The organism is Latilactobacillus parasakei, assembly GCF_049674265.1.
Lineage (GTDB): Bacteria > Bacillota > Bacilli > Lactobacillales > Lactobacillaceae > Latilactobacillus > Latilactobacillus sakei.
The window spans coordinates 1,699,950-1,721,749 of the sequence record NZ_CP186861.1 but is presented as its reverse complement, the minus strand read 5'-3'; the positions used below and the strand labels follow the sequence as shown (position 1 = coordinate 1,721,749).

General features: G+C 40.9%; 36 protein-coding genes. 3 read left to right on the top strand and 33 right to left on the bottom strand.

The window, feature by feature from the left end; translation table 11 throughout:
• Nucleotides 1-451: 451 nt before the first annotated feature.
• From rplQ to rpsJ, 29 genes are all read right to left on the bottom strand, one after another.
• Complete coding sequence (gene rplQ, locus ACPBEH_RS08630; protein ID WP_011375429.1) at nucleotides 452-832, bottom strand: 50S ribosomal protein L17; 381 nt, start codon at nucleotides 830-832, stop codon at nucleotides 452-454.
• 26 nt (nucleotides 833-858) lie between these two features.
• Nucleotides 859-1,797, bottom strand: coding sequence for a DNA-directed RNA polymerase subunit alpha (locus tag ACPBEH_RS08625; RefSeq protein WP_011375430.1), 939 nt, complete (start codon nucleotides 1,795-1,797; stop codon nucleotides 859-861).
• A gap of 83 nt (nucleotides 1,798-1,880) precedes the next feature.
• The gene (gene rpsK / locus ACPBEH_RS08620; protein ID WP_011375431.1) at nucleotides 1,881-2,273 is read right to left on the bottom strand and encodes a 30S ribosomal protein S11; all 393 of its coding nucleotides are present in this window, start codon (nucleotides 2,271-2,273) and stop codon (nucleotides 1,881-1,883) included.
• Nucleotides 2,274-2,296: 23 nt separating this feature from the next.
• On the bottom strand, nucleotides 2,297-2,662 hold the full coding sequence (gene rpsM / locus ACPBEH_RS08615; RefSeq protein ID WP_011375432.1) for a 30S ribosomal protein S13: 366 nt from the start codon (nucleotides 2,660-2,662) through the stop codon (nucleotides 2,297-2,299).
• 22 nt (nucleotides 2,663-2,684) lie between these two features.
• Nucleotides 2,685-2,801, bottom strand: coding sequence for a 50S ribosomal protein L36 (gene rpmJ, locus ACPBEH_RS08610; RefSeq protein WP_011375433.1), 117 nt, complete (start codon nucleotides 2,799-2,801; stop codon nucleotides 2,685-2,687).
• A 32-nt stretch (nucleotides 2,802-2,833) separates the two neighbouring features.
• A complete protein-coding gene (gene infA, locus ACPBEH_RS08605) occupies nucleotides 2,834-3,052 on the bottom strand; it encodes a translation initiation factor IF-1 (RefSeq protein ID WP_004270190.1) in 219 nt (72 codons plus the stop codon).
• A gap of 191 nt (nucleotides 3,053-3,243) precedes the next feature.
• On the bottom strand, nucleotides 3,244-3,900 hold the full coding sequence (locus ACPBEH_RS08600) for an adenylate kinase (protein ID WP_424348901.1): 657 nt from the start codon (nucleotides 3,898-3,900) through the stop codon (nucleotides 3,244-3,246).
• A gap of 53 nt (nucleotides 3,901-3,953) precedes the next feature.
• Nucleotides 3,954-5,249: a preprotein translocase subunit SecY gene (gene secY, locus ACPBEH_RS08595; RefSeq protein WP_025015994.1), complete on the bottom strand. Its 1,296-nt coding sequence runs from the start codon at nucleotides 5,247-5,249 to the stop codon at nucleotides 3,954-3,956.
• The gene (gene rplO / locus ACPBEH_RS08590; protein WP_104964615.1) at nucleotides 5,250-5,684 is read right to left on the bottom strand and encodes a 50S ribosomal protein L15; all 435 of its coding nucleotides are present in this window, start codon (nucleotides 5,682-5,684) and stop codon (nucleotides 5,250-5,252) included.
• 34 nt (nucleotides 5,685-5,718) lie between these two features.
• The gene (gene rpmD, locus ACPBEH_RS08585; RefSeq protein WP_004270183.1) at nucleotides 5,719-5,904 is read right to left on the bottom strand and encodes a 50S ribosomal protein L30; all 186 of its coding nucleotides are present in this window, start codon (nucleotides 5,902-5,904) and stop codon (nucleotides 5,719-5,721) included.
• 14 nt (nucleotides 5,905-5,918) lie between these two features.
• Nucleotides 5,919-6,419 carry a 30S ribosomal protein S5 gene (gene rpsE / locus ACPBEH_RS08580; RefSeq protein WP_011375437.1) on the bottom strand — a complete coding sequence of 167 codons (501 nt, stop codon included), beginning with the start codon at nucleotides 6,417-6,419 and terminating at the stop codon, nucleotides 5,919-5,921.
• 18 nt (nucleotides 6,420-6,437) lie between these two features.
• A complete protein-coding gene (rplR, locus tag ACPBEH_RS08575; RefSeq protein ID WP_104964616.1) occupies nucleotides 6,438-6,797 on the bottom strand; it encodes a 50S ribosomal protein L18 in 360 nt (119 codons plus the stop codon).
• A 40-nt stretch (nucleotides 6,798-6,837) separates the two neighbouring features.
• On the bottom strand, nucleotides 6,838-7,371 hold the full coding sequence (gene rplF, locus ACPBEH_RS08570) for a 50S ribosomal protein L6 (protein ID WP_112260948.1): 534 nt from the start codon (nucleotides 7,369-7,371) through the stop codon (nucleotides 6,838-6,840).
• A 30-nt stretch (nucleotides 7,372-7,401) separates the two neighbouring features.
• Entirely contained in the window at nucleotides 7,402-7,800 is a 399-nt protein-coding gene (gene rpsH, locus ACPBEH_RS08565) for a 30S ribosomal protein S8 (RefSeq protein WP_011375440.1), read from the bottom strand.
• Nucleotides 7,801-7,831: 31 nt separating this feature from the next.
• A complete protein-coding gene (locus ACPBEH_RS08560) occupies nucleotides 7,832-8,017 on the bottom strand; it encodes a type Z 30S ribosomal protein S14 (RefSeq protein WP_076632258.1) in 186 nt (61 codons plus the stop codon).
• 17 nt (nucleotides 8,018-8,034) lie between these two features.
• Entirely contained in the window at nucleotides 8,035-8,577 is a 543-nt protein-coding gene (gene rplE, locus ACPBEH_RS08555; protein ID WP_004270214.1) for a 50S ribosomal protein L5, read from the bottom strand.
• A 28-nt stretch (nucleotides 8,578-8,605) separates the two neighbouring features.
• Nucleotides 8,606-8,917, bottom strand: coding sequence for a 50S ribosomal protein L24 (rplX, locus tag ACPBEH_RS08550; protein ID WP_011375441.1), 312 nt, complete (start codon nucleotides 8,915-8,917; stop codon nucleotides 8,606-8,608).
• A 30-nt stretch (nucleotides 8,918-8,947) separates the two neighbouring features.
• Nucleotides 8,948-9,316 (bottom strand): 50S ribosomal protein L14, encoded by a 369-nt coding sequence (gene rplN / locus ACPBEH_RS08545; RefSeq protein WP_004270201.1) that lies wholly within the window; start codon nucleotides 9,314-9,316, stop codon nucleotides 8,948-8,950.
• Between the two features lie 42 nt (nucleotides 9,317-9,358).
• Nucleotides 9,359-9,628 (bottom strand): 30S ribosomal protein S17, encoded by a 270-nt coding sequence (gene rpsQ / locus ACPBEH_RS08540; protein WP_011375442.1) that lies wholly within the window; start codon nucleotides 9,626-9,628, stop codon nucleotides 9,359-9,361.
• Between the two features lie 23 nt (nucleotides 9,629-9,651).
• The gene (rpmC, locus tag ACPBEH_RS08535) at nucleotides 9,652-9,846 is read right to left on the bottom strand and encodes a 50S ribosomal protein L29 (RefSeq protein WP_004270191.1); all 195 of its coding nucleotides are present in this window, start codon (nucleotides 9,844-9,846) and stop codon (nucleotides 9,652-9,654) included.
• Complete coding sequence (gene rplP, locus ACPBEH_RS08530) at nucleotides 9,836-10,270, bottom strand: 50S ribosomal protein L16 (RefSeq protein ID WP_011375443.1); 435 nt, start codon at nucleotides 10,268-10,270, stop codon at nucleotides 9,836-9,838. Before rplP ends, rpmC begins: the two co-directional genes overlap by 11 nt.
• 2 nt (nucleotides 10,271-10,272) lie before the next feature.
• Nucleotides 10,273-10,932 carry a 30S ribosomal protein S3 gene (gene rpsC / locus ACPBEH_RS08525; RefSeq protein ID WP_011375444.1) on the bottom strand — a complete coding sequence of 220 codons (660 nt, stop codon included), beginning with the start codon at nucleotides 10,930-10,932 and terminating at the stop codon, nucleotides 10,273-10,275.
• A 13-nt stretch (nucleotides 10,933-10,945) separates the two neighbouring features.
• The gene (rplV, locus tag ACPBEH_RS08520; protein ID WP_011375445.1) at nucleotides 10,946-11,299 is read right to left on the bottom strand and encodes a 50S ribosomal protein L22; all 354 of its coding nucleotides are present in this window, start codon (nucleotides 11,297-11,299) and stop codon (nucleotides 10,946-10,948) included.
• Nucleotides 11,300-11,317: 18 nt separating this feature from the next.
• Nucleotides 11,318-11,599, bottom strand: a complete 282-nt coding sequence (rpsS, locus tag ACPBEH_RS08515; protein ID WP_004270198.1) for a 30S ribosomal protein S19 — start codon at nucleotides 11,597-11,599, stop codon at nucleotides 11,318-11,320.
• 84 nt (nucleotides 11,600-11,683) lie between these two features.
• Entirely contained in the window at nucleotides 11,684-12,517 is an 834-nt protein-coding gene (gene rplB / locus ACPBEH_RS08510) for a 50S ribosomal protein L2 (RefSeq protein ID WP_011375446.1), read from the bottom strand.
• Nucleotides 12,518-12,555: 38 nt separating this feature from the next.
• On the bottom strand, nucleotides 12,556-12,840 hold the full coding sequence (gene rplW / locus ACPBEH_RS08505) for a 50S ribosomal protein L23 (protein WP_011375447.1): 285 nt from the start codon (nucleotides 12,838-12,840) through the stop codon (nucleotides 12,556-12,558).
• Nucleotides 12,840-13,463 carry a 50S ribosomal protein L4 gene (rplD, locus tag ACPBEH_RS08500; RefSeq protein ID WP_011375448.1) on the bottom strand — a complete coding sequence of 208 codons (624 nt, stop codon included), beginning with the start codon at nucleotides 13,461-13,463 and terminating at the stop codon, nucleotides 12,840-12,842. The genes rplW and rplD overlap by 1 nt, the downstream gene beginning before the upstream one ends.
• A gap of 23 nt (nucleotides 13,464-13,486) precedes the next feature.
• On the bottom strand, nucleotides 13,487-14,119 hold the full coding sequence (rplC, locus tag ACPBEH_RS08495; protein ID WP_011375449.1) for a 50S ribosomal protein L3: 633 nt from the start codon (nucleotides 14,117-14,119) through the stop codon (nucleotides 13,487-13,489).
• 43 nt (nucleotides 14,120-14,162) lie between these two features.
• Entirely contained in the window at nucleotides 14,163-14,471 is a 309-nt protein-coding gene (rpsJ, locus tag ACPBEH_RS08490; RefSeq protein ID WP_011375450.1) for a 30S ribosomal protein S10, read from the bottom strand.
• Nucleotides 14,472-14,805: 334 nt separating this feature from the next.
• On the opposite strand from rpsJ, the gene ACPBEH_RS08485 reads away from it, so the two are divergent.
• Together ACPBEH_RS08485 and rsgA are read left to right on the top strand one after the other, a co-directional pair.
• Nucleotides 14,806-15,357, top strand: a complete 552-nt coding sequence (locus ACPBEH_RS08485) for a cysteine hydrolase family protein (protein ID WP_424348900.1) — start codon at nucleotides 14,806-14,808, stop codon at nucleotides 15,355-15,357.
• Nucleotides 15,358-15,529: 172 nt separating this feature from the next.
• Entirely contained in the window at nucleotides 15,530-16,534 is a 1,005-nt protein-coding gene (gene rsgA / locus ACPBEH_RS08480) for a ribosome small subunit-dependent GTPase A (RefSeq protein ID WP_424348899.1), read from the top strand.
• A 541-nt stretch (nucleotides 16,535-17,075) separates the two neighbouring features.
• Here rsgA and fusA read toward each other — a convergent pair.
• The 3 genes from fusA to rpsL form a co-directional block, all read right to left on the bottom strand.
• Nucleotides 17,076-19,163, bottom strand: a complete 2,088-nt coding sequence (gene fusA / locus ACPBEH_RS08475) for an elongation factor G (RefSeq protein WP_016265721.1) — start codon at nucleotides 19,161-19,163, stop codon at nucleotides 17,076-17,078.
• A gap of 95 nt (nucleotides 19,164-19,258) precedes the next feature.
• Complete coding sequence (rpsG, locus tag ACPBEH_RS08470) at nucleotides 19,259-19,729, bottom strand: 30S ribosomal protein S7 (RefSeq protein ID WP_004270185.1); 471 nt, start codon at nucleotides 19,727-19,729, stop codon at nucleotides 19,259-19,261.
• Between the two features lie 89 nt (nucleotides 19,730-19,818).
• The gene (gene rpsL, locus ACPBEH_RS08465; RefSeq protein WP_004270179.1) at nucleotides 19,819-20,232 is read right to left on the bottom strand and encodes a 30S ribosomal protein S12; all 414 of its coding nucleotides are present in this window, start codon (nucleotides 20,230-20,232) and stop codon (nucleotides 19,819-19,821) included.
• A 280-nt stretch (nucleotides 20,233-20,512) separates the two neighbouring features.
• Here rpsL and ACPBEH_RS08460 point away from each other — a divergent pair, with 280 nt between their 5' ends.
• The gene (locus ACPBEH_RS08460) at nucleotides 20,513-21,202 is read left to right on the top strand and encodes a prepilin peptidase (protein ID WP_424348898.1); all 690 of its coding nucleotides are present in this window, start codon (nucleotides 20,513-20,515) and stop codon (nucleotides 21,200-21,202) included.
• 3 nt (nucleotides 21,203-21,205) lie between these two features.
• On the opposite strand, the gene ACPBEH_RS08455 is transcribed toward ACPBEH_RS08460, so the two are convergent.
• Complete coding sequence (locus ACPBEH_RS08455) at nucleotides 21,206-21,778, bottom strand: isochorismatase family protein (protein WP_424348897.1); 573 nt, start codon at nucleotides 21,776-21,778, stop codon at nucleotides 21,206-21,208.
• Nucleotides 21,779-21,800: the final 22 nt, after the last annotated feature.

Sequence of the window (21,800 nt, the reverse complement as noted above, 5' to 3'; positions counted from 1 at the left end):
GATGTCGCTAGACGGAAAAAGTTGCTTGAAAGGGCACGTTTTCGATAAGAGTGCCGTCAAAGCGTTTTGGCTCTGAGCATTAGCATAGTATCGTGAATAAGCGACGCAGTCGATTATTTGCGATGCGTAGCTAAGCACAAGAGGCAGCTTTGAAAGGCACGTTTCTACTAAAACCGCCCAACCACTTGCTTCTAGGGCTGCGAAACTACCCTCTATTTTATCATAGAATCCCCTTAAAGTGGCTGTGTAAGTCGCTCTGTTTATAAATCCACCTAACACAAAAAACGCCTAACTCTGTCAACAGAATTAGACGTTTTATTATGTAAATCATCAATCGATGAAAGCTATGCTGTGGTGCTAACATAACCTTAGAACTAGACTTGGCAAACAAATGCCATCATCATAACGCCCTGTCTCATCGATCAAATGACCTAGAAATCATTTTTTATTATTAAACAAGTTCAATAATAACCATTAATGCACCGTCACCACGACGAGGGGCTGTTTTAAGAATACGTGTGTAACCACCATTTCTTTCAGCATAACGTGGAGCAATGTCACTAAATAACTTTTGTAAAGCAGATTGAACGATTACTGCTTCGTCTTCTTCGCGAATATCAGCTACTTCGTTACGAACGAATGCTGCAGCTTGACGACGAGCATGTAAATCACCGCGTTTACCTAAAGTGATCATTTTTTCAGTTGTTTTACGAATTTCTTTGGCACGAGCTTCAGTAGTAACGATACGTTCATTGATGATTAAATCTGTAGTCAAATCACGTAACATTGCTTTACGTTGAGAGCTTGTACGACCTAATTTACGATAACTCATGAATGGAGTCCCTCCTTCTTATCAGTTTATTCTTCTGTGCGTAAGCCTAAGCCAAGATCAAATAACTTGTTCTTAACTTCTTCTAACGACTTGCGACCAAGATTTCTAACTTTCATCATATCTGCTTCTGATTTGTCAGTTAACTCTTGAACAGTGTTGATACCAGCGCGTTTCAAACAGTTGTATGAACGTACTGATAAATCTAACTCTTCAATTGTCATTTCAAGCATTTTTTCTTTATGCGTCTCTTCTTTTTCGACCATGATTTCAGCATTCTTCGCTTCATCAGTAAGATCTACAAAGATTGCCAAATGCTCTGTCATAATCTTCGCAGCTAAGCTAATAGCTTCTCTAGGACTGATGGAACCGTTTGTCCAAACATCAAGTGTTAACTTGTCGAAATCGTTACGACGACCAACACGTGTACTTTCTACTTGATAGTTGACACGACTGATTGGGGTATAAATTGAGTCGATTGGTAAAACACCAATTGGCATATCGTCTGACTTGTTTTGAACAGCAGCAACATAACCACGGCCTTTTTTAACTGTCATTCGCACGTGGAAATTGCCGCCTTCAGCTACTGTACAAATATATTGATCAGTATTTAAGACTTCAACATCGTCATCCGAAATGATATCAGCAGCAGTAACTGTTGCTGGTCCCTTAACGTCAATCTCAATCGTTTTGTCTTCTTCAACGTGCAATTTAAGTGCTAATTTTTTGATATTCAAGATGATTTGTGTCACGTCTTCTAGGACGCCATCAATTGTTGAAAATTCATGTAAGACACCATCAATTTGGATATCTGTGACAGCAGTACCAGGTAAAGATGCCAATAAGATACGACGTAAAGAGTTACCTAAAGTCGTACCATAGCCACGTTCAAGTGGTTCAACAACGAATTTACCGTAGTTAGTACTTTCATCAACCTTTGTAATGTTTGGTTTTTCAAATTCGATCATTCTTATCTTTTACCCCTTTCAAAACGAGAAGTGTTTATACGTGAACACGTTTCAGTTTGTCTCAAAATGAAGCGTAGCCCAGACTAAACACGACGGCGTTTTGGAGGACGAGATCCATTATGAGGAACTGGTGTGACGTCACGAATAGCAGTAACTTCTAAACCAGTTGCTTGTAATGAGCGGATTGCAGCTTCACGACCAGAACCTGGTCCCTTAACAGCAACTTCAATAGATTTCATACCATGTTCCATGGCTTCTTTACCAGCAGCTTCTGCAGCCATTTGAGCAGCAAAAGGTGTTGACTTACGACTACCTTTGAAACCTAATGAACCAGCAGATGACCATGCAACAGCATTCCCGTTAGGATCAGTGATCATTACAAGAGTGTTGTTAAATGTTGAGTGAATATGTGCTACGCCAGCTTCGATATTTTTCTTTACACGACGCTTACGTGGTGCATTCTTCTTGTTTGCCATAAATTATAACCTCCTTTTACTGATTATTTTTTCTTGCCTGCGATAGAAACTTTCTTACCTTTACGTGTACGAGCGTTGTTCTTCGTGTTTTGACCACGAACTGGTAAACCACGACGATGACGCATGCCACGATAAGAACCGATTTCTTGTAGACGTTTGATGTTTAAGCTAACTTCACGACGAAGATCGCCTTCAACTTTAACTGTATCTAATGCTGCACGGATCTTGTCTTCTTGATCCGGCGTTAAATCGCGTGTACGGACGTCTGTTGGGACGCCAGCATCAGCCAAGACTTTAACGGCAGTTGTATTTCCGATTCCGAAAATATAAGTTAAAGCAATCACAATTTGTTTATCACGTGGTAAATCCACACCTGCGATACGAGCCATTCTTGCACCTCCTGCTTATTAATTAACCTTGACGTTGTTTATGTTTTGGATTAGCTGCGCAGATAATCATAACGCGGCCTTTTCGTTTAATAACTTTACAATGTTCGCACATTGGTTTTACTGATGGTCTTACTTTCATATCGACTGACCTCCTTGATATGATCCTTACGCCTATTTAAAGCGATACGTAATTCGTCCCTTAGTCAAATCATATGGTGATAGTTCAACTGTCACACGGTCTCCTGGTAAAATCTTGATGTAATTCTTACGGATTTTACCTGAAACGTGTGCCAAAATCACAGCACCATTTTCAAGTTCTACTTTGAACATTGCATTTGGTAAAGTATCAGTTACTTTACCTTCAATTTCAATGACGTCATCTTTTGCCACGCAAAAGTACCCCCTTGTGGTTATGAAAATTCATACAGAAAAATGGTGAGAGCTCTCCGCACTCACCCTAGTGTCATACCGAGATATTATATCACAAGCATTAAATTTTTAAAAGCACTGAGTACTTAGTCATTAACCACAAGTCAGGCTTTTACGTGAATAATGACCTAAAAGATCACTTGAGTTGATGACTAGTCTTTAATGGTATCAAGTACTTTTTTAACGGCAGCGAACACGTCATCAATTTCTTGATTCCCATCTACCGTGTAAAGCAGGTTACGTTTTTCATAAAAATCAAGTAAAGGTGTATTCATTTCGATATTGACCTTTAAGCGATTCTTAACCGTTTCAGGTTTATCATCTTCTCGTTGGAAGAAGACGTGGCCGCCACAGCGATCACATGTGCCTTCCACTTGAGTTGGATGGTAAAGCTTATGGTACGTTGCACCACAAGTTTTACAAATGAAGCGACCAGATAAACGATCAGCCAAGATTTCAGGATCAACATCAATGTTGATCACACCATCTAAAGGTTTGTTCAATTTATCAGTGATCACTGCCAAAGCATCCGCTTGGTCAAGTGTCCGAGGAAATCCATCAAGAAGATAACCTACATTAGTATCTGCTTGTGAAAGACGTTCCTCGACAATTCCGTTTGTCACATCATCTGGTACCAATTCACCTTTATCGATGAAGCCCTTAGCTTTAACACCAAGGTCTGTTTGATCTGCCATAGCAGCTCTAAACATATCACCAGTTGAGATGTGTGGAATATGATAAGTGTCAACAATCTTTTCAGCTTGTGTTCCCTTACCAGCGCCGGGAAGTCCCATTAACATGAGATTCATGCCTTTGCCTCCTATTTAAAACAAGGATTCAATACTTTTTAAACGATAATTGCTTATCGAATGAAGCCAACGTATTTCCGTTTCATGAGTAAACCTTCGAGTTGACGTGTGCTTTCAAGCGCCACACCAACGACGATTAGTAAACTAGTCCCACCTAAACCAATTGATTGAGGTAGACCACCGAGGTTTGCTGCTAATTGAGGTAATAATGCAATTACCCCTAAGAACAACGCACCGACAGTCGATAGTCGCATTAATACGCCGGAGAGATATTTCTCGGTACCTTTACCGGGCCAAACACCTGGGATATAACTCCCTTGTTTGGTCAAGTTCTCAGCAACTTTTTCAGGGTTAACCTGAACAAATGCGTAGAAGAAGGTAAAGAGAACAATGAGCACCGTATAAACAATCGAACCTGTCACAGTTTGCATACTGAAGATGTCTGACATAACTTTGAACCAAGCATCTTCACCATGACTTGCCTGGAAGGCCATTAAGATTGTTTGAGGTGTCATAATAAATGAACTAGCAAAGATAACCGGAATCACACCAGCAACATTAACCTTTAGTGGTAAGTAACTGTTGTCACCTGCACCTGCTTCGCGACGTGTATATTGGATTGGAATCTTACGGTTCGCTTGTTGAACCCAAGTAACGAAAGTCACAATGACTAAGACCGCTACAATTAAGCCAACAACGAACAAGATTCCTAACCACATTTCACCTTTAGAAGCATTCAAGACATGTTCCTTGATGATTTGATGAAGGCCGCTTGGGAGGCGCGCAATGATACCCGCGAAGATAATCATTGAAACACCATTCCCTAAACCTTTATCAGTTATCTGTTCACCTAACCAAGTAATTAACATCGTACCACCCGTAAGGATGATCCCGATGCTAACGAAGGTCTTAATTCCTGGATCTTTAACCAAGCCCATTTGACTGAGTGAGTTAAAGCCAGCAGTAATCCCAATTGATTGGATAAACGCTAAGATGATCGTTAAGTAACGCGTCACTTGGTTAAGTTTACGTCTCCCAACTTCACCTTGCTTGCTCCATTCTACAAATTTAGGCACAATGTCCATTTGTAGTAATTGAACCACAATTTGGGCCGTGATGAATGGTGAAACCCCCATCGAGAAGATGGAGTAATTCGCCAAGCCACCACCACTAACAGTATCAAGTAAAGGAATCAAACCAGTTGATCCTAACTTGGTTAACGCGCCAGCGTTAACACCTGGTACTGTAATCTGTGCACCTAAACGATAAACGATCAAAACGCCTAAAGTGAACAAAATCTTACTACGGATTTCCTTGACTTTAAATGCGTTTCTTAGTGTTTTAAGCAATTAAATCACCTCAATTGAACCGCCAGCAGCTTCTACAGCAGCTTTTGCAGCTTCAGAATACTTGCTTACCTTAATGTTCAATTTTTTGTTTAATTCACCATTTGCTAATACTTTAACACCTGAAAGTTCGTTCTTAACAACACCTGCTTCGATTAATACAGTTGCTGTGATTTCTGTACCGTCTTCAAAACGATTTAAATCGTTAAGGTTAACGATAGCATATTCTTTGCGGTTGATGTTCTTGAAGCCGCGTTTTGGCATACGACGGAATAAAGGCATTTGCCCACCTTCAAAGCCTAAACGTACCTTACTACGAGCCTTTTGGCCTTTTTGTCCACGGCCAGCTGTTTTACCAGTACCTGAAGACGTACCACGACCGACACGCTTGCGAACATCGCGAGCACCTTCGTTAGGTTTCAATTCATGTAGTTTCATTATTGTGCGCACCTCCTTGCAATATATGTTGAAATTAGTCTTTAATTTCTTCGACTGTTACTAAATGTGCGAGTTTGAAAATCACACCGCGAGTTGCAGCATCATCTGGTTTGATTACAGAACTATTTACTCGGTTCAAGCCAAATTCTTTGACCATTTTACGTTGTTCTGGAAGACGATGAGCAGCACTTTTTCTTAAAGTAATCTTTAATTTAGCCATGTTCAGTTATCCTCCTAGTTTTGTAAGCTTTCTACAGAGATATTACGCAATTCTGCGATTTGTTCAGCAGTCTTCATACGAGTTAAACCGTCAATTGTGGCACGAATAACGTTGATAGCAGTTTTGCTACCCAATGTTTTACTTGTCACATCATCGATTCCTGCTAATTCCATGACGGCACGAACAGCGCCACCAGCGGCGATACCAGAACCTTCAACGGCTGGTTTTAATAGAACACGACCAGCGCCGAAGCGACCGATAACTTCATGAGGTAAGGTTGTACCAACCTTAGGCACATTGATTAGATTCTTTTTAGCGTCTTCAACGGCTTTACGAATAGCTTCAGGTACTTCTTGAGCTTTACCAGTACCGAAACCAACGTGACCGTTTTTATCACCAACGATTACGATAGCAGCAAAACGTAGACGACGTCCACCTTTAACAACTTTTGTAACACGGTTGATTGAAACAACGCGATCTTCTAAGTCTAAATGAGTTGGATCAATGTAAGTCATAAATGGTTTTCCTCCTTATTAGAATTCTAGTCCGTTTTCACGAGCAGCTGTAGCTAAAGCTTCGATACGACCATGATATAAATAGCCGCCACGATCAAAGACAACAACTTTGTGGCCTGCTTTAACTGCACGTTGTGCAACTAATGCGCCGACTTGTTGTGCTTGTTCGACTTTAGTTCCTTCTACTTTTACTTCTTTATCTAATGTTGAGGCACTTGCTAGCGTCACACCCGCTACGTCATCAATAAGTTGAGCGTAGATGTTTTTGTTAGAACGGAAAACGTTCAAGCGTGGGCAGTCAGCAGTACCAGAGATCTTGCCACGAACGCGTGTATGGCGTTTTTGACGTGTCTTATTCTTGTCTGGTTTTGAAATCACAATTTTCACCTCTTAATGTTGTTTAAACAGCTAAGCTGCTTTATTTACCAGTTTTACCTTCTTTACGGCGAACATGTTCATCAGTATAACGAATACCTTTGCCTTTGTAAGGTTCTGGAGGACGAACATCACGAATTTCAGCTGCGAATTGGCCAACTTTTTGTTTGCTAATACCGCTGATAATGATGTTTGTGTTTGATGGTACTTCTACATTAACACCTTCTGGTGCTTCCATTTCAACTGGATGAGAATAACCAACGTTTAATACTAAAGTTTTACCTTTTAATTGAGCACGGTAACCAACACCGATAAGATCCAATGTCTTCTTGAAACCTTCCGTTACGCCCAAAATCATGTTGTTCAAGTTAGCACGCATTGTACCGTGCATTGCACGATCGCTTTCACTCTTACGTGTAAAGTTGATAAGGTTACCTTCTTCGTGCATTTCAATGATTGGATTGAAATGACGTGTTAGTTCACCCTTAGGTCCCTTAACTGTGATGTTGTTTTCACCGTCTTTAGTAACGGTAACACCTGCAGGAACTTCGATTACTTTTAATCCGATACGACTCACGTTACAGCACCTCCTTAATTTGAGTTTAGATTACCAAACGTATGCGAGAACTTCGCCGCCGGCAGCCTTTTCACGAGCTTCTTTGTCTGTTACGACGCCGTTACTTGTTGAGATAATAGCAATTCCTAAACCATTTAATACCTTAGGAACTTCGTTAGCTTTTACGTAATTACGTAAACCAGGTTTTGAAATACGTTTCAAACCAGAGATAACACGTTCGTTATTCTTACCATACTTCAAGAATACACGGATGATACCTTGTTTGTCGTCTTCAATCACTTCGTAATCGCGGATAAAGCCTTCGCGTTTCAAGATTTCAGAAATATCTTTTTTAATACGTGAAGCAGGAACTTCTAAAGATTCGTGACGTACCATGTTGGCGTTACGAATACGTGTTAGATAGTCTGCGATAGGATCTGTCATGACCATGTGGATTAACCTCCTTTATTGAATCTTTTGATTACCAGCTGGCTTTTTTCATGCCTGGAATTTGGCCCTTATGAGCTAATTCACGGAGGCAAACCCGGCAAAGCTTAAACTTACGATATACAGAATGTGGACGTCCACAACGTTCGCAACGTGTGTATTCTTGTGTTGAGAATTTTGCAGGACGATGATTCTTTACAACTAAAGATTTTTTAGCCAAGAAATTGACCTCCCTTTTTATTTAGCGAATGGCATGCCAAATTGTGTTAACAATTCGCGTGCTTCTTCGTCAGTGTTTGAAGTTGTTACAATAACAACATCTAAACCACGAACGCGATCTACCTTATCATAATCGATTTCAGGGAAGATCAATTGTTCGCGTACACCTAATGTATAATTACCGCGACCATCGAATGATTTTGCACTAACACCGTGAAAATCACGAACACGAGGTAAAGATACGTTAACTAATTTATCTAAGAAATCGTACATTCTTTCGCCACGTAAAGTTACTTTAGCGCCGATTGGCATACCTTCACGTAAACGGAAGCCGGCGATTGATTTCTTAGCTTTTGTGATTAATGGTTTTTGACCAGCAATCAAACCTAATTCTTCAACAGCTTTGTCCAAGTTCTTAGCGTTAGAAACAGCATCACCAACACCCATGTTAAGTACGATCTTTTCGATCTTAGGTACTTGCATGCTTGATGTGTAGTTGAACTTTTCGATCAACGCTGGTGTCATTTCTTTAACATATTTTTCTTTTAAACGGTTAGTCATGTAAAAAGTGCCTCCTTTCCCCAAAAGATTATTTATCGATTGATTCTCCAGTTTTCTTTGACACGCGTACTTTCTTGCCATCGACAACTTTGTAGCCTACACGAGTAGCTTCGTTGTTTGATGGGTCGATTAGCATGACGTTTGAAGCATCGATACTTGCCTCTGTATCAACAATCCCACCATTAGGATTTTGAGCATTTGGCTTAACGTGTTTTTTAATGGTATTGATACCTTCAACAACAACTCGACCTTCTTTAGGCATAGCTTTGATGATTGTACCTTCTTTACCTTTATCTTTACCGCTGATTACTTTTACTTTATCACCAGTTTTAACAAACATTGATATACGCACCTCCTTGGTAGTCTGTAATTATAGAACTTCAGGCGCTAAGGAAACGATCTTCATGAAATCACTGTCACGCAATTCACGTGCAACTGGTCCGAAGATACGTGTTCCTTTTGGAGTCTTGTCATCATTGATGATAACAGCAGCGTTTTCGTCGAACTTGATGTAAGAACCGTCTACACGACGGGCACCTGACTTAGTACGAACGATAACAGCCTTGACAACTTCACCTTTTTTGACAACGCCACCTGGTGTTGCCTGTTTAATTGTTGCAACGATAACATCACCAATATTGGCAGTCTTGCGACCTGAGCCACCTAAAACTTTAATAGTTAAAATTTCACGGGCACCTGAGTTATCAGCAACTTTAAGACGACTTTCTGATTGAATCACTTATAGGTCCTCCTTCCGTCACTTAATTATATGAGTAACGATTTAGATAATAACTGCTTTTTCAACGACATCTAATAAACGGAACCGTTTTGTACGTGACAAAGGACGAGTTTCCATAACACGTACAACGTCGCCAACTTTTGCTTCGTTGTTGTCATCTTGTGCATAATATTTCTTTGAATATTTAACACGTTTACCGTATTCAGGATGTGTTTTATAAGTTTCAACCATGACAGTGATTGTTTTATCCATTTTGTCTGAAACAACACGGCCTTGGTACACTTTACGATGGTTACGACTTTCTTCGCTCAAAGTAAATAGCTCCTTTCCATTTATTATTTGTTAAGTTCTTGTTGACGTAATACAGTTTTAATCCGTGCAATGTTCTGACGAACTTGCTTTAAGCGGGCGGTATTTTCTAATTGACCGGTAGCTTGTTGGAAACGAAGATTGAATAATTCTTCTTTGTATTGGTGTTCTTTTTCAAGCATTTCAGCAGTGGTTAATTCAATAATATCTTTAGCCTTCATTTGACTCGCCACCTACTTCCTCGCGTTTTACGATCTTAGTTTTAACTGGCAATTTATGTGATGCCAAGCGTAATGCTTCACGAGCAACTTCTTCAGAAACGCCGCCGATTTCAAACATGATCTTTTCACGTTTTACTACAGCAACCCATCCAGCAGGAGCACCCTTACCTGAACCCATTCGAACGCCGACACCTTTTGCAGTGTATGATTTATGAGGGAAAATTTTAATCCACACTTTCCCACCACGTTTCATGTAACGAGTCATGGCAACACGGGCAGCTTCGATTTGACGGTTGGTAATCCAACTTGATTCTAATGCTTGTAACCCGAATTCACCAAAAGTGACTTCTTTGCCACCTTTTGCAGCACCGCGCATCTTCCCACGGAATTCACGACGATGTTTTACACGTTTAGGTACTAACATGTTTATTTCCCTCCTTTCGTATTGTTGTTGGCTTTAGCAGGTAATACTTCGCCCCGATAAATCCAAGTCTTAACTCCTAATTTACCGTAAGTAGTCATGGCTTCGTCCCATGAATAATCGATGTCTGCACGTAATGTATGCAAAGGAACAGTTCCTTGAGCATGTGTTTCGATACGAGACATGTCAGCACCGTTCAAACGGCCGGCAACTTGAGTTTTGATACCCTTAGCACCAGCGCGCATTGTACGTTGCATAGCTTGGCGTTGAGCGCGACGGAAAGCAACACGTGCTTCCAATTGACGAGCAATACCTTCGCCTACTAAATGAGCGTCTAAATCAGGTTTCTTGATTTCCACAATGTTGATGTGTACTTTCTTGCCTGTTAAGTTATTTAAAGCTTTACGTAGATTTTCTACTTCTGAGCCGCCTTTACCAATGACCATACCAGGTTTAGCAGTATGGATTGAAACGTTCACGCGATTTGCAGCACGTTCGATTTCAATAGTAGAGACAGATGCGTCAGCTAATTTTGTGTTGATATATTTACGAATCTTAAGATCTTCGTGTAAGAATGTTGCGAAATCTTTTTCTGCATACCATTTAGCGTCCCAATCACGGATGACGCCAACACGAAAACCGGTTGGATTAATCTTTTGACCCACGCGATATCCCTCCTTATGCTTCTTTTTCTGATACAACTACAGTGATATGACTTGTACGTTTGTTGATTGGTGATGCTGAGCCTTTAGCGCGAGGACGAAAACGTTTCAATGTTGGTCCTTCGTTAGCGTAAGCTTTCGTAACAACCAAGTTTTCTGCGTCTAAGTCATAATTGTGTTCTGCGTTAGCGATAGCTGACTTCAAAACTTTGATAACAACTGGTGAAGCAGCTCTTGGTGTAAATTCTAAGATTGCAATTGCTTCTGCAACACTCTTGCCTCTAATCAAGTCGATTACCATACGCACTTTACGTGCAGGCATGCGAACTGACATAGCACTAGCTGTTGCACTAGTAATTTGATCTGCCATTGAGATTCATCCTCCTTTCTAGCGTGCTTTTGTTTTCTTATCGTCATTTCCATGACCATGGAAAGTTCTTGTTGGTACAAATTCGCCTAATTTATGGCCTACCATATCATCTGAGATGAAAACGGGAACGTGTTTCCGTCCATCATAAACAGCGATTGTGTAACCAATAAAGCTAGGGAAAATTGTCGAGCGACGGGACCAAGTCTTGATGACTTGTTTCTTTTCGCTGTCGGCTTGTGCTTCAATCTTGTTGAGCAAGTGAGCGTCTGCGAATGGTCCTTTTTTCAAACTACGACTCATTATGAAACCTCCTTCGAATGAAAAGTGCAACATGCCCTAATTGCTTAGGCCGCGTTGGCTTTGGATAAGTTCAATTTAAATTGATTATCTTGATTTACGATGACGAATAATAAGTTTCTCTGAACGAGCCTTACTACTACGAGTTTTCTTACCAAGTGTCTTCTTACCCCATGGAGACATAGGAGAAGGACGACCGATTGGCGCTTTACCTTCACCACCACCATGAGGATGATCGTTAGGGTTCATTACTGATCCACGAACTGTAGGACGAATACCCATCCAACGTTTACGGCCAGCTTTACCAATCTTGATTAATTCGTGTTGACCGTTACCAACTGTACCGACCGTTGCACGACATGTAAGTAGGATCATACGTGTTTCGCCTGAAGTTAAACGAACGATAGCGTATTTGCCTTCTTTACCTAATAATTGAGCTGATGTACCAGCTGAACGAACCAATTGTCCGCCTTTACCAGGTTTTAATTCGATATTGTGGATAAGAGTACCATCAGGAATATTAGCTAATGGTAATGCGTTACCTACTTTAATATCAGCATTAACACCAGATTCAACGATCATACCTACTTCAAGGCCTTTAGGGGCGATGATGTATGCTTTGATACCATCTGGATATTGGATTAATGCGATATTTGATGTTCTATTTGGATCATATTCGATTGACTTAACAGTCGCTTTGATATCATCCTTAATACGCTTGAAGTCAATGACACGGTAATATTGTTTATGACCGCCGCCACGATGACGAACAGTGATATGACCATGTGCATTACGACCAGCAGTATGGCTTTGGGATTCCAACAACGTCTTTTCAGGGGTTGTCTTTGTGATCTCAGCAAAATCTGAGCTGGTCATGTTACGACGACCATTTGTGGTTGGTTTGTACTTAATAATTCCCACGTGTATGCCCTCCTATAATTTATTCTATTTAATGTTAATTAATCTTCAAAAATCTTGATTTCTTTTGAGTCAGCTGTTAATGTCACGATTGCTTTACGGCGTTTCTTAGTGTAACCCGCATAGCGACCTTGGCGTTTTAACTTGCCACGAACGTTCATGATATTAACGTTTTTAACGTTGACACCAAAGATTTCTTCGATTGCGTAACGCACTTGTGTTTTGTTGGCACGAACATCAACATCAAATGTGTATTTCTTGTCGTCCATTGCAGCCATTGAGCTTTCAGTAACTACTGGGCGTAAAATAACATCGCGTGCTTCCATTATGCAAGCACCTCCTCAATTTTAGAAAGAGCAGCTTGAGTAAGGATTAATTTTTGGTTGCCTACAACGTCTAATACGTTGATACCATCAGCAGGAACAACAGTTACGTTAGGTAAGTTGCGAGCTGATAAAGCAGTAAAATCATTTCCGTCTTCAAGAACTACTAATACTTTAGTATTAACATCTAACTTGTTAAGTACTTCAGCGAATTCCTTAGTCTTAGGTGCATCGAAGCTAAATGAATCAACAACGATTAAATCATTATCGATAACCTTTTGTGAAAGTACTGACTTGATTGCAAGACGACGTACCTTACGAGGTAATTTATAGCTGTATGAACGAGGTGTAGGTCCGAAAACAACACCACCGCCACGCCATTGAGGTGAACGGATTGAGCCTTGACGAGCACGACCAGTACCTTTTTGACGCCAAGGTTTACGACCACCACCACGAACAGCTGATCTGTTCTTAACAGCGTGTGTTCCTTGTCTTAATGATGCACGTTGCATGATGATAGCATCAAATACAACATTTTCATTAGGTTCGATAGCCCAGATTGAGTCGTTTAATTCAACGTTCCCATTTTGGCTACCATCTTGTTTAAATAATGTTACGTTTGCCATTGGTAAAATCCTCCCTTCTCAGATTATTTATGAGCTTTAACGGCTGTTTTAATTGTAACCATTGAGTTTTTAGCGCCTGGTACGTTACCTTTAACAAGAATAACGTTCTTTTCAACGTCTGTGCTTACAACCACAAGGTTTTGAACAGTACGTTGGTTGTTACCCATGCGTCCAGGTAATAATTTACCCTTGAAGACACGGTTGATAACAGCACCCATTGAACCAGGACGACGGTGGTAACGAGAACCGTGACCCATAGGCCCACGTGATTGTCCGTCTTTTTTAATGTTACCTTGGAAACCATGACCTTTCGTTACACCAGTAACGTCAACGACGTCGCCGGCTGCGAAAGTATCAACTTTGATTTCTGTTCCTACTTCGTAATCTCCTAATGCGACATCTCTGAATTCTCTAATGAAGCGCTTAGGAGTAGTGTTTGCTTTTGCTACATGACCTTTAGCAGGTTTGTTTGACAAGACTTCGCGTTTATCTTCAAAACCGACTTGGATGGCTTCATAGCCGTCTGTTTCGTTTGTTTTAACTTGTAAAACAACGTTTGGAGTTGCTGCGATAACTGTTACGGGAATTAATTCACCGTTTTCAGTAAAGACTTGTGTCATACCTACTTTTCTACCTAAGATTCCTTTTGTGGTCATGGTAACACCTCTTTTCAATTATTTTTTATTTGGATAATGCTAATTAAAGCTTGATTTCGATGTCAACGCCACTAGGTAAGTCAAGTTTCATCAATGAATCAACTGTCTTAGGTGTTGGGTTAACAATATCGATTAAACGTTTGTGAGTACGCATTTCAAATTGTTCACGTGAATCCTTGTGCTTATGTGGTGAACGTAGAACTGTGTATAAAGTTCTTTCAGTTGGTAATGGGATTGGACCAGAGATTGAAGCTCCTGTTCTCTTTGCTGTTTCCACAATCTTATCAGCTGATTGATCTAAAATACGGTGTTCGAATGCTTTCAAACGAATACGAATTTTTTGTTTTGCCATGTTTTTCCCTCCTTCGTCTATTTTAAAAGTAGACTAGCTCCGTGAAAATTTTTCCGGCACGCCCGCCCATGGCAAAGCGGCCGGGTGTGTCGCAACCTCTCACATCTTAGCTACTCGGGGTATCTTGCGACCCCCATGTGTGCAAACCTCTGCTATAGAAATAGCACCTTATATATCTTACAAGATAGAGCGCGATAACGCAACCCCTTTTTGCTGATTTATCAAAGTTTTTCATGACATTTTCATTACAAAAACGTCAACAGCATGTTAGTGGCCTTTTACATCGGTTTTCGTTAAACTAAAGTTAATTTCAAACCTCAGGAGGCCTCTTCCAATGGATAAAGCTGCGTTATTGATCATCGACTACACGAATGACTTCGTCGCCCCAGACGGTGCCTTAACGGCTGGTAAACCGGCTCAAGACATCGCATCTATCATTGTAACACTTGCGGACCAATTCTTGGCCAAAAAACAATTTATTATTTTACCAACTGACTTACATGTTGCCAACGACCCTTTCCATCCAGAGGCTAAACTCTTTCCGCCTCACAACCTCGCAGATAGCCGCGGACGCGTTTTTTATGGTCCACTAGCTAATTGGTATGCCGAACACCAAGACAGTCCCTACGTCTACGCATTCGCCAAGAATCGCTACTCTGCGTTTGCGAACACTAATCTTGATAACTTCTTACGCGAACGGCAGATTACTAATCTGCATTTAACCGGCGTCTGCACCGATATTTGTGTGCTGCACACAGCCGTTTCAGCTTATAACTTAAATTATCCACTGACGATCCACCAAAAGGCTGTCGCTACTTTCACGCCAAACGGCCAAGAATGGGCGCTGGCACACTTCAAAAATAGTTTAGGTGCCACAATTGTCTGACGGTCACGCATATGGTATATTATGACCAATCTAATCATTAAGGAGATTTTTTATGTTAAATAATAATTCGGCAATTGTGCTATCTATGGCGGTATTTTCTGCATAGATAGCTAATATACCGCCATATTTTATACTCTACTATAGAAGTATTATAAATACGGAGGTTTTTAAATTGAATCAACAACTCACCGGCTGCGTTATTTTTCAAAGCCAAGATCATTATCGCGTTTTAATTAACGATATCGAAATGAATGCCATACTCAGCGGTCGTTATCGTCACGAGGCCCAAAGCAACGTCGACTTACCACTGGTCGGCGATCAAGTTTACGGTCAGCTTTACGATGACAATCGCCGTTTTCAAATTATGGGTTATACAAAACGCCGCTCAATCATTCAAAGACGTAGCACAAAACAACAGAGCCATCTCCAACCACTAGCTGCCAACATCGAGACCCTCTTCATTGTGACGTCAGCTAATAAAGAATTTAATGAAGCGCGTCTTCAACGTTATCTAGCGATGGCTTGGGAAAGCGGCGCCAATCCCGCAATCGTCCTCAGTAAAATCGATTTAATTAGCACCAATGAATTAACCGACTATTTGAATCAGATTAGTGCGATTACTTTCGATAGCGTACCGGTCATGACAACCGGCGCTAACCACGATCAACTTGCGGCACAATTCGCAAGCTACCTCGCTCCCGATAGTTGGGTGGGCTTTGTCGGCTCATCAGGGGTTGGTAAATCGACGCTGATTAAGCACATTATTGGTGACCAGCAGCTAACAACGCGTAGCATCCGTTCAGATGATGATAAGGGGCGCCATACAACAACTAGTCGTCAGGCATACCGGACGCCATCAGGAGCTTTCATCGTTGATACACCGGGCATGCGTGAACTTGGTATGACTAGCGAAATGGGCGCGACACTTAACGATGTCTTCACTGATATTGAGACCTTTGCCCAAAACTGTCGCTTCAACGACTGCCAACATAACGGCGAGCCTGGTTGCGCAGTTGCCGCAGCTATCGAAACCCATCAACTAACAGCCAAGCGTTTAATTGATTACCAGAAACTAAAAATCGAAGCTGAATATAGCCAGCTCTCCCCTAGAGAAATAGAACGTGCTAAGGTCACTCGTTTATTGGGTAGTTTAAAAACAAGGCCCGGCCAGAAATAACTAAAAAACACCGTCAATTTAAAATTGGCGGTGTTTTTTTAGTTAAGTATTATCGACGAAAAAATGTTATGCCAGGGCGGTGGCAATCGAGTTAGTAGGAGTTGAACCTACATCAACCATCTTATTCGGATCACCTTAATATCGTTGTGCCGTTTTAATCGTGCCTTCGAAAGCAATTAAACACAGGTCTCCAACTTAATACTAAGTGAGCCGACTCGATTTTCTTGGGAGGAATTTCAAATGATGGTTCGTTCTACCGATTGAACTATAACTCATTGGTGTTGCTTGCGATAGCTAATTCTTTCTAGGGAGAGCTACCACACAAAATTAACAAAATCAGATGATTCTTGGGAGGAATTTATCTGATGTATAAAGAATAACAATTAGTTGTGAACAAAATGTGAACATTCAATTATGAAACTGTAAAAGAATGACATCGCTCACAACTAAAAAACCGAGTTGCTTTTGACAGCAACCCGGTCACAAAAAACGATATTAAGCAATTAGTGCGGTCAAACGACCGTTCTGACGAACGATTCGCTTATTGGCCACCGTTCTTCTTAATGATTTCTTCTTGGATGCTCTTAGGAACAGCTGAGTAGTGGTCAAATACCATTGTAAATGTCCCACGACCTTGTGTAGCTGAACGTAATGTTGTAGCATAACCAAACATTTCTGACAATGGTACCATTGCATTAACGATTTGGGCATTACCACGTGCTTCCATACCTTCAACAGCACCACGACGAGCAGTTACTTGTCCCATGATATCGCCAAGATATTCTTCAGGAGCAATAACTTCAACCTTCATGATAGGTTCAAGGATTTCAGCGCCAGCTTGTTTAGCAGCGTTCTTCAATGCCATTGATGCAGCGATCTTAAATGCTGATTCATTAGAATCGACATCATGATAACTACCATCATATAACTTAGCTTTAACGTCAATCAATGGGTAACCAGCTAAGACACCGTTTGCCATTGATTCTTTCAAGCCTTGTTCAACTGATGGGATGTATTCACGAGGAACAACACCACCGACGATAGCGTCTTCGAATTCGAAGCCTTTACCTTCTTCATTAGGTGTAAATTCAACCCAAACGTCACCATATTGACCTTTACCACCGGATTGACGAACGAATTTACCTTGTGCAGATGCTTGTTTTGTGAATGTTTCACGGTAAGCAACTTGAGGTTCACCAATTTTGGCAACCACTTTAAATTCACGTCTCATACGATCAACCATGATATCCAAATGCAATTCACCCATACCAGAAATAAGCGTTTCGCCTGTTTCATTGTTGGTTTCAGCCTTGAATGTAGGATCTTCTTCAGCAAGTTTTTGTAAAGCAAGATCTAACTTATCACGATCTTCTTTTGATTCAGGTTCAACAGAAACTTGGATAACTGGGTCAGGGAATTCCATTGATTCCAAGATTAATGGATGATCAACGTCAGTCAATGAATCACCAGTTGTTGTATTCTTCAAACCGATTGCAGCAGCGATATCCCCAGAGAATACTTCAGGAATTTCGTTACGGTGATTTGAATGCATTTGTAATAAACGACCAACACGTTCACGTTTATCTTTAGTTGCATTCAAGATGTATGAACCAGATTGTAATGTACCAGTATAAACACGGAAGAATGTTAAACGACCAACGAATGGGTCAGTAGCAATCTTAAATGCTAAACCAGCAAATGGTTTGTCATCGCCAGCCATCAATTCAACTTCTGAATCGTCTTCTGGGTTTTTAGCGTTGTAAGGACGTACGTCTAATGGTGATGGTAGGTAATCTACAACACCATCCATTAACATTTGAACACCCTTGTTTTTGAAAGCTGAACCAGCGAAAACTGGGAAGAATTTCAAATCGATAGTTGCTTGACGGATCGCAGCTTTCAATTCTTCTTTAGAAATTTCTTCGCCTTCTAAGTACTTGTCCATAATGTCGTCATTAACATCAGCAACAGCTTCAACTAATTCGGCACGACGTTTTGTAGCTTGTTCTAGGTAGTCAGCAGGCACGTCAACTGTATCCCACTTAGCGCCTAATTCATCTTCGTCATAGATATCAGCTTGCATTTCGATCAAATCAATAACGCCTTGGAATTCATCTTCAGCGCCAATTGGCATTTGAACGGCATGTGCGTTAGCTTGTAGGCGATCTTCCAATGTTGTCATTGAATAATCAAAGTTAGCGCCAAGTTTGTCCATCTTATTAACGAAAACAATACGAGGTACACCATAAGTAGTAGCTTGACGCCAAACATTTTCAGTTTGAGGTTCAACCCCTGATTGAGCATCTAAGACAGTGATAGCACCATCTAAAACACGCAATGAACGTTCAACTTCGATTGTGAAATCAACGTGACCTGGTGTATCAATGATATTTACTCGATTACCTTTCCATTCAGCAGTTGTAGCAGCTGATGTGATTGTAATCCCACGTTCTTGTTCTTGTTCCATCCAATCCATTTGTGAAGCACCTTCATGTGTTTCACCGATTTTATGGATTTTACCAGTATAGTACAAGATACGTTCTGTAGTAGTTGTTTTACCAGCATCAATATGTGCCATGATACCAATATTACGCGTTTTGTCTAACGGAAATTCACGTTTGTTTGCCATAAGTGAATGTTACTCCTCTCGAATATTAACCTAAAGACAACAAGAGGCCATTATATGATTTTTTAAAAAACATACAATAGCCAACCTTGATAATCTTACCAGCGATAATGTGCAAATGCGCGGTTGGCATCAGCCATTTTATGTGTATCTTCACGTTTCTTAACAGCAGCACCAGTGTTGTTGGCAGCATCCATGATTTCACGTGCAAGACGTTGATCCATAGTATGTTCCCCACGTAGGCGAGCGTAGCTTACTAACCAGCGTAAACCTAAAGTTGTACGACGTTCTGGACGAACTTCAATTGGCACTTGGTAGTTAGAACCACCGATACGGCGAGCTTTAACTTCAAGTACTGGCATGATGTTGTTCATAGCTTCTTCGAACACTTCTAATGGTTCATTACCAGTTTCTTCTTTAATAATATCAAATGCGTCATATAAGATTGTTGACGCTGTACCACGTTTACCATCAATCATTAAGCGGTTGATTAAGCGTGAAACCAATTTAGAATTGTACATTGGATCAGGTAAAACGTCACGTTTTGCAACATAGCCTTTTCTTGGCATCCTGATAACCTCCTCAAGATATTTAAGTCCTTGAAGTAACACACAGTGTCATTTAAACTTCAATCGACTTTTTCAAATTTTTTTGTGTGTTATTTTTTAGGTCTCTTAGTACCATATTTAGAACGGCTTTGCATACGACCGTCAACGCCGGCTGTATCTAAAGCACCACGAATAACGTGATAACGAACCCCAGGTAAATCCTTAACACGACCCCCACGGATAAGAACAACACTATGTTCTTGTAGGTTATGACCAATACCAGGAATATAAGCTGTGACTTCGATTAAGTTAGATAAGCGCACACGAGCATACTTACGTAAAGCAGAGTTAGGCTTTTTAGGTGTCATAGTACCGACACGAGTAGCGACCCCACGTTTTTGTGGTGCTGGATTATCTGTAGCTTTTTTCTTCATACTATTGTAGCCAAAGTTTAATGCAGGTGCATCAGACTTTGAAGTTCTTGATTTACGACCCTTACGTACCAATTGGTTAATTGTTGGCATTTGAAGGTTCCTCCTTCCTTGATCTGAAAGTTATTTTTAAGTTTTAAGTCCACACATCCAGGTGGTTCTTTTTTTGTGATAAAAAAATGGCAACCTAGATTGCGCGAATTGTGATGCATTTTTAGACGTCAGTCAGCATGTCTGTTATCCAGAAAACCTCCGTAAAAAGCACATCTATAAGAATAGCATGCAAAAAATCGAAAGTCAACTCGATTTCGGCTACTTTTCTGAAAAAAGCAACGTCATTTTACCGTAGTTTAAGAGTAAGGAGGCTTCACTTATGTTACTTTATTTGATCATCTTTTATAGCGGTGCTTGTTGCGCCTCATTTCTAACAGTTTGCGCCTGGCGCTTACCCATTGAAAAGTCCATTATCACACCACGTTCGCACTGCGATTGCTGTCAGCAACCACTGGCTTGGTACGACTTATTACCGCTATTCAGCTACTTATACTTGCGTGGCCACTGCCGCACCTGTCACGCCCAGATTAAGCCTACTTTTTTATTCAGCGAACTAGCTGGTGGTCTATTAACCTGCTTCATTTTTAGCCAATCCCTTTCTTGGGACCTCGCTTATTTACTCGTGATTCTCTTTTATATCAGTCTCGTTGACCTCTTTTACTACGTTCTCTACCCGATTCCCTTATTCGCATCACTGGCGCCCCTCTTTTATTTGTATTGTCCACAGAATCATTGGCTAGGAGCCATCGTCTTTTGCTGTGGACTATTGCTCACCACTTACTGGGCACCTGGTTTTGGTTTTGGCGATGTCGAGTTACTCACTATCCTAACATTGTGGGTCGGCCTCGAACCCGTTTTGCGAATTCTCTTGGCAGCCTGTCTGATCTGCATTCTATTTCAAGGCATCAAAAAAATCTGGCCATCGCCTAAACAAGCGACGCGCCAGATTCCGTTTATTCCCTATATATCGATAGGGGTGGTAATACTGCTCCTACAAACACCGCAATAACGATTATTTCTTCTCCAAAAATGATGCCGTAGATATCACTTGCCCCATTCTTGGAAAAATATATTGTAAGCTGTGTTGGTGTTCAATCACCGTGCTAGCGGTCATTGCATCTTCGATGAAGATTTGGTGATAGTTATGTTCAAACGCATCACGCGCCGTTGATTCCACACCAATATTTGTAGAAATCCCACATAAGACGATGGTTTCAATCCCTCTTCTGCGTAATTGAAGGTCTAAGTCGGTGCCATAGAAGGCTCCCCATTGGCGTTTTGTAATTTGATGCGCATTTTTGTAGTTCGCAATTTCTGCTAATAAACGTGTGTTCAGTAGCGGTGATGGTTGGCGATAGTCAGGTGTCCGTTCACCTAAATTAGACGTTAGTTGATCTTGGCCATCTGTGACGCCAACATTTACGAGGACAACAAAACCTTGGTGCGCTTCAAAGTCTTCGATTAGTTGTTGGGCGTTTTGAACGACCGTTTCACCCGCATGAGGTGCGAGTGTTGGGCGATCCGCAATGCCAGGTTGTAAATCAATTACCACTAGGGCTGTTTTGGCATAATCAATGGTTGTCATCTGAAAGCTCCTTTTAATTTGA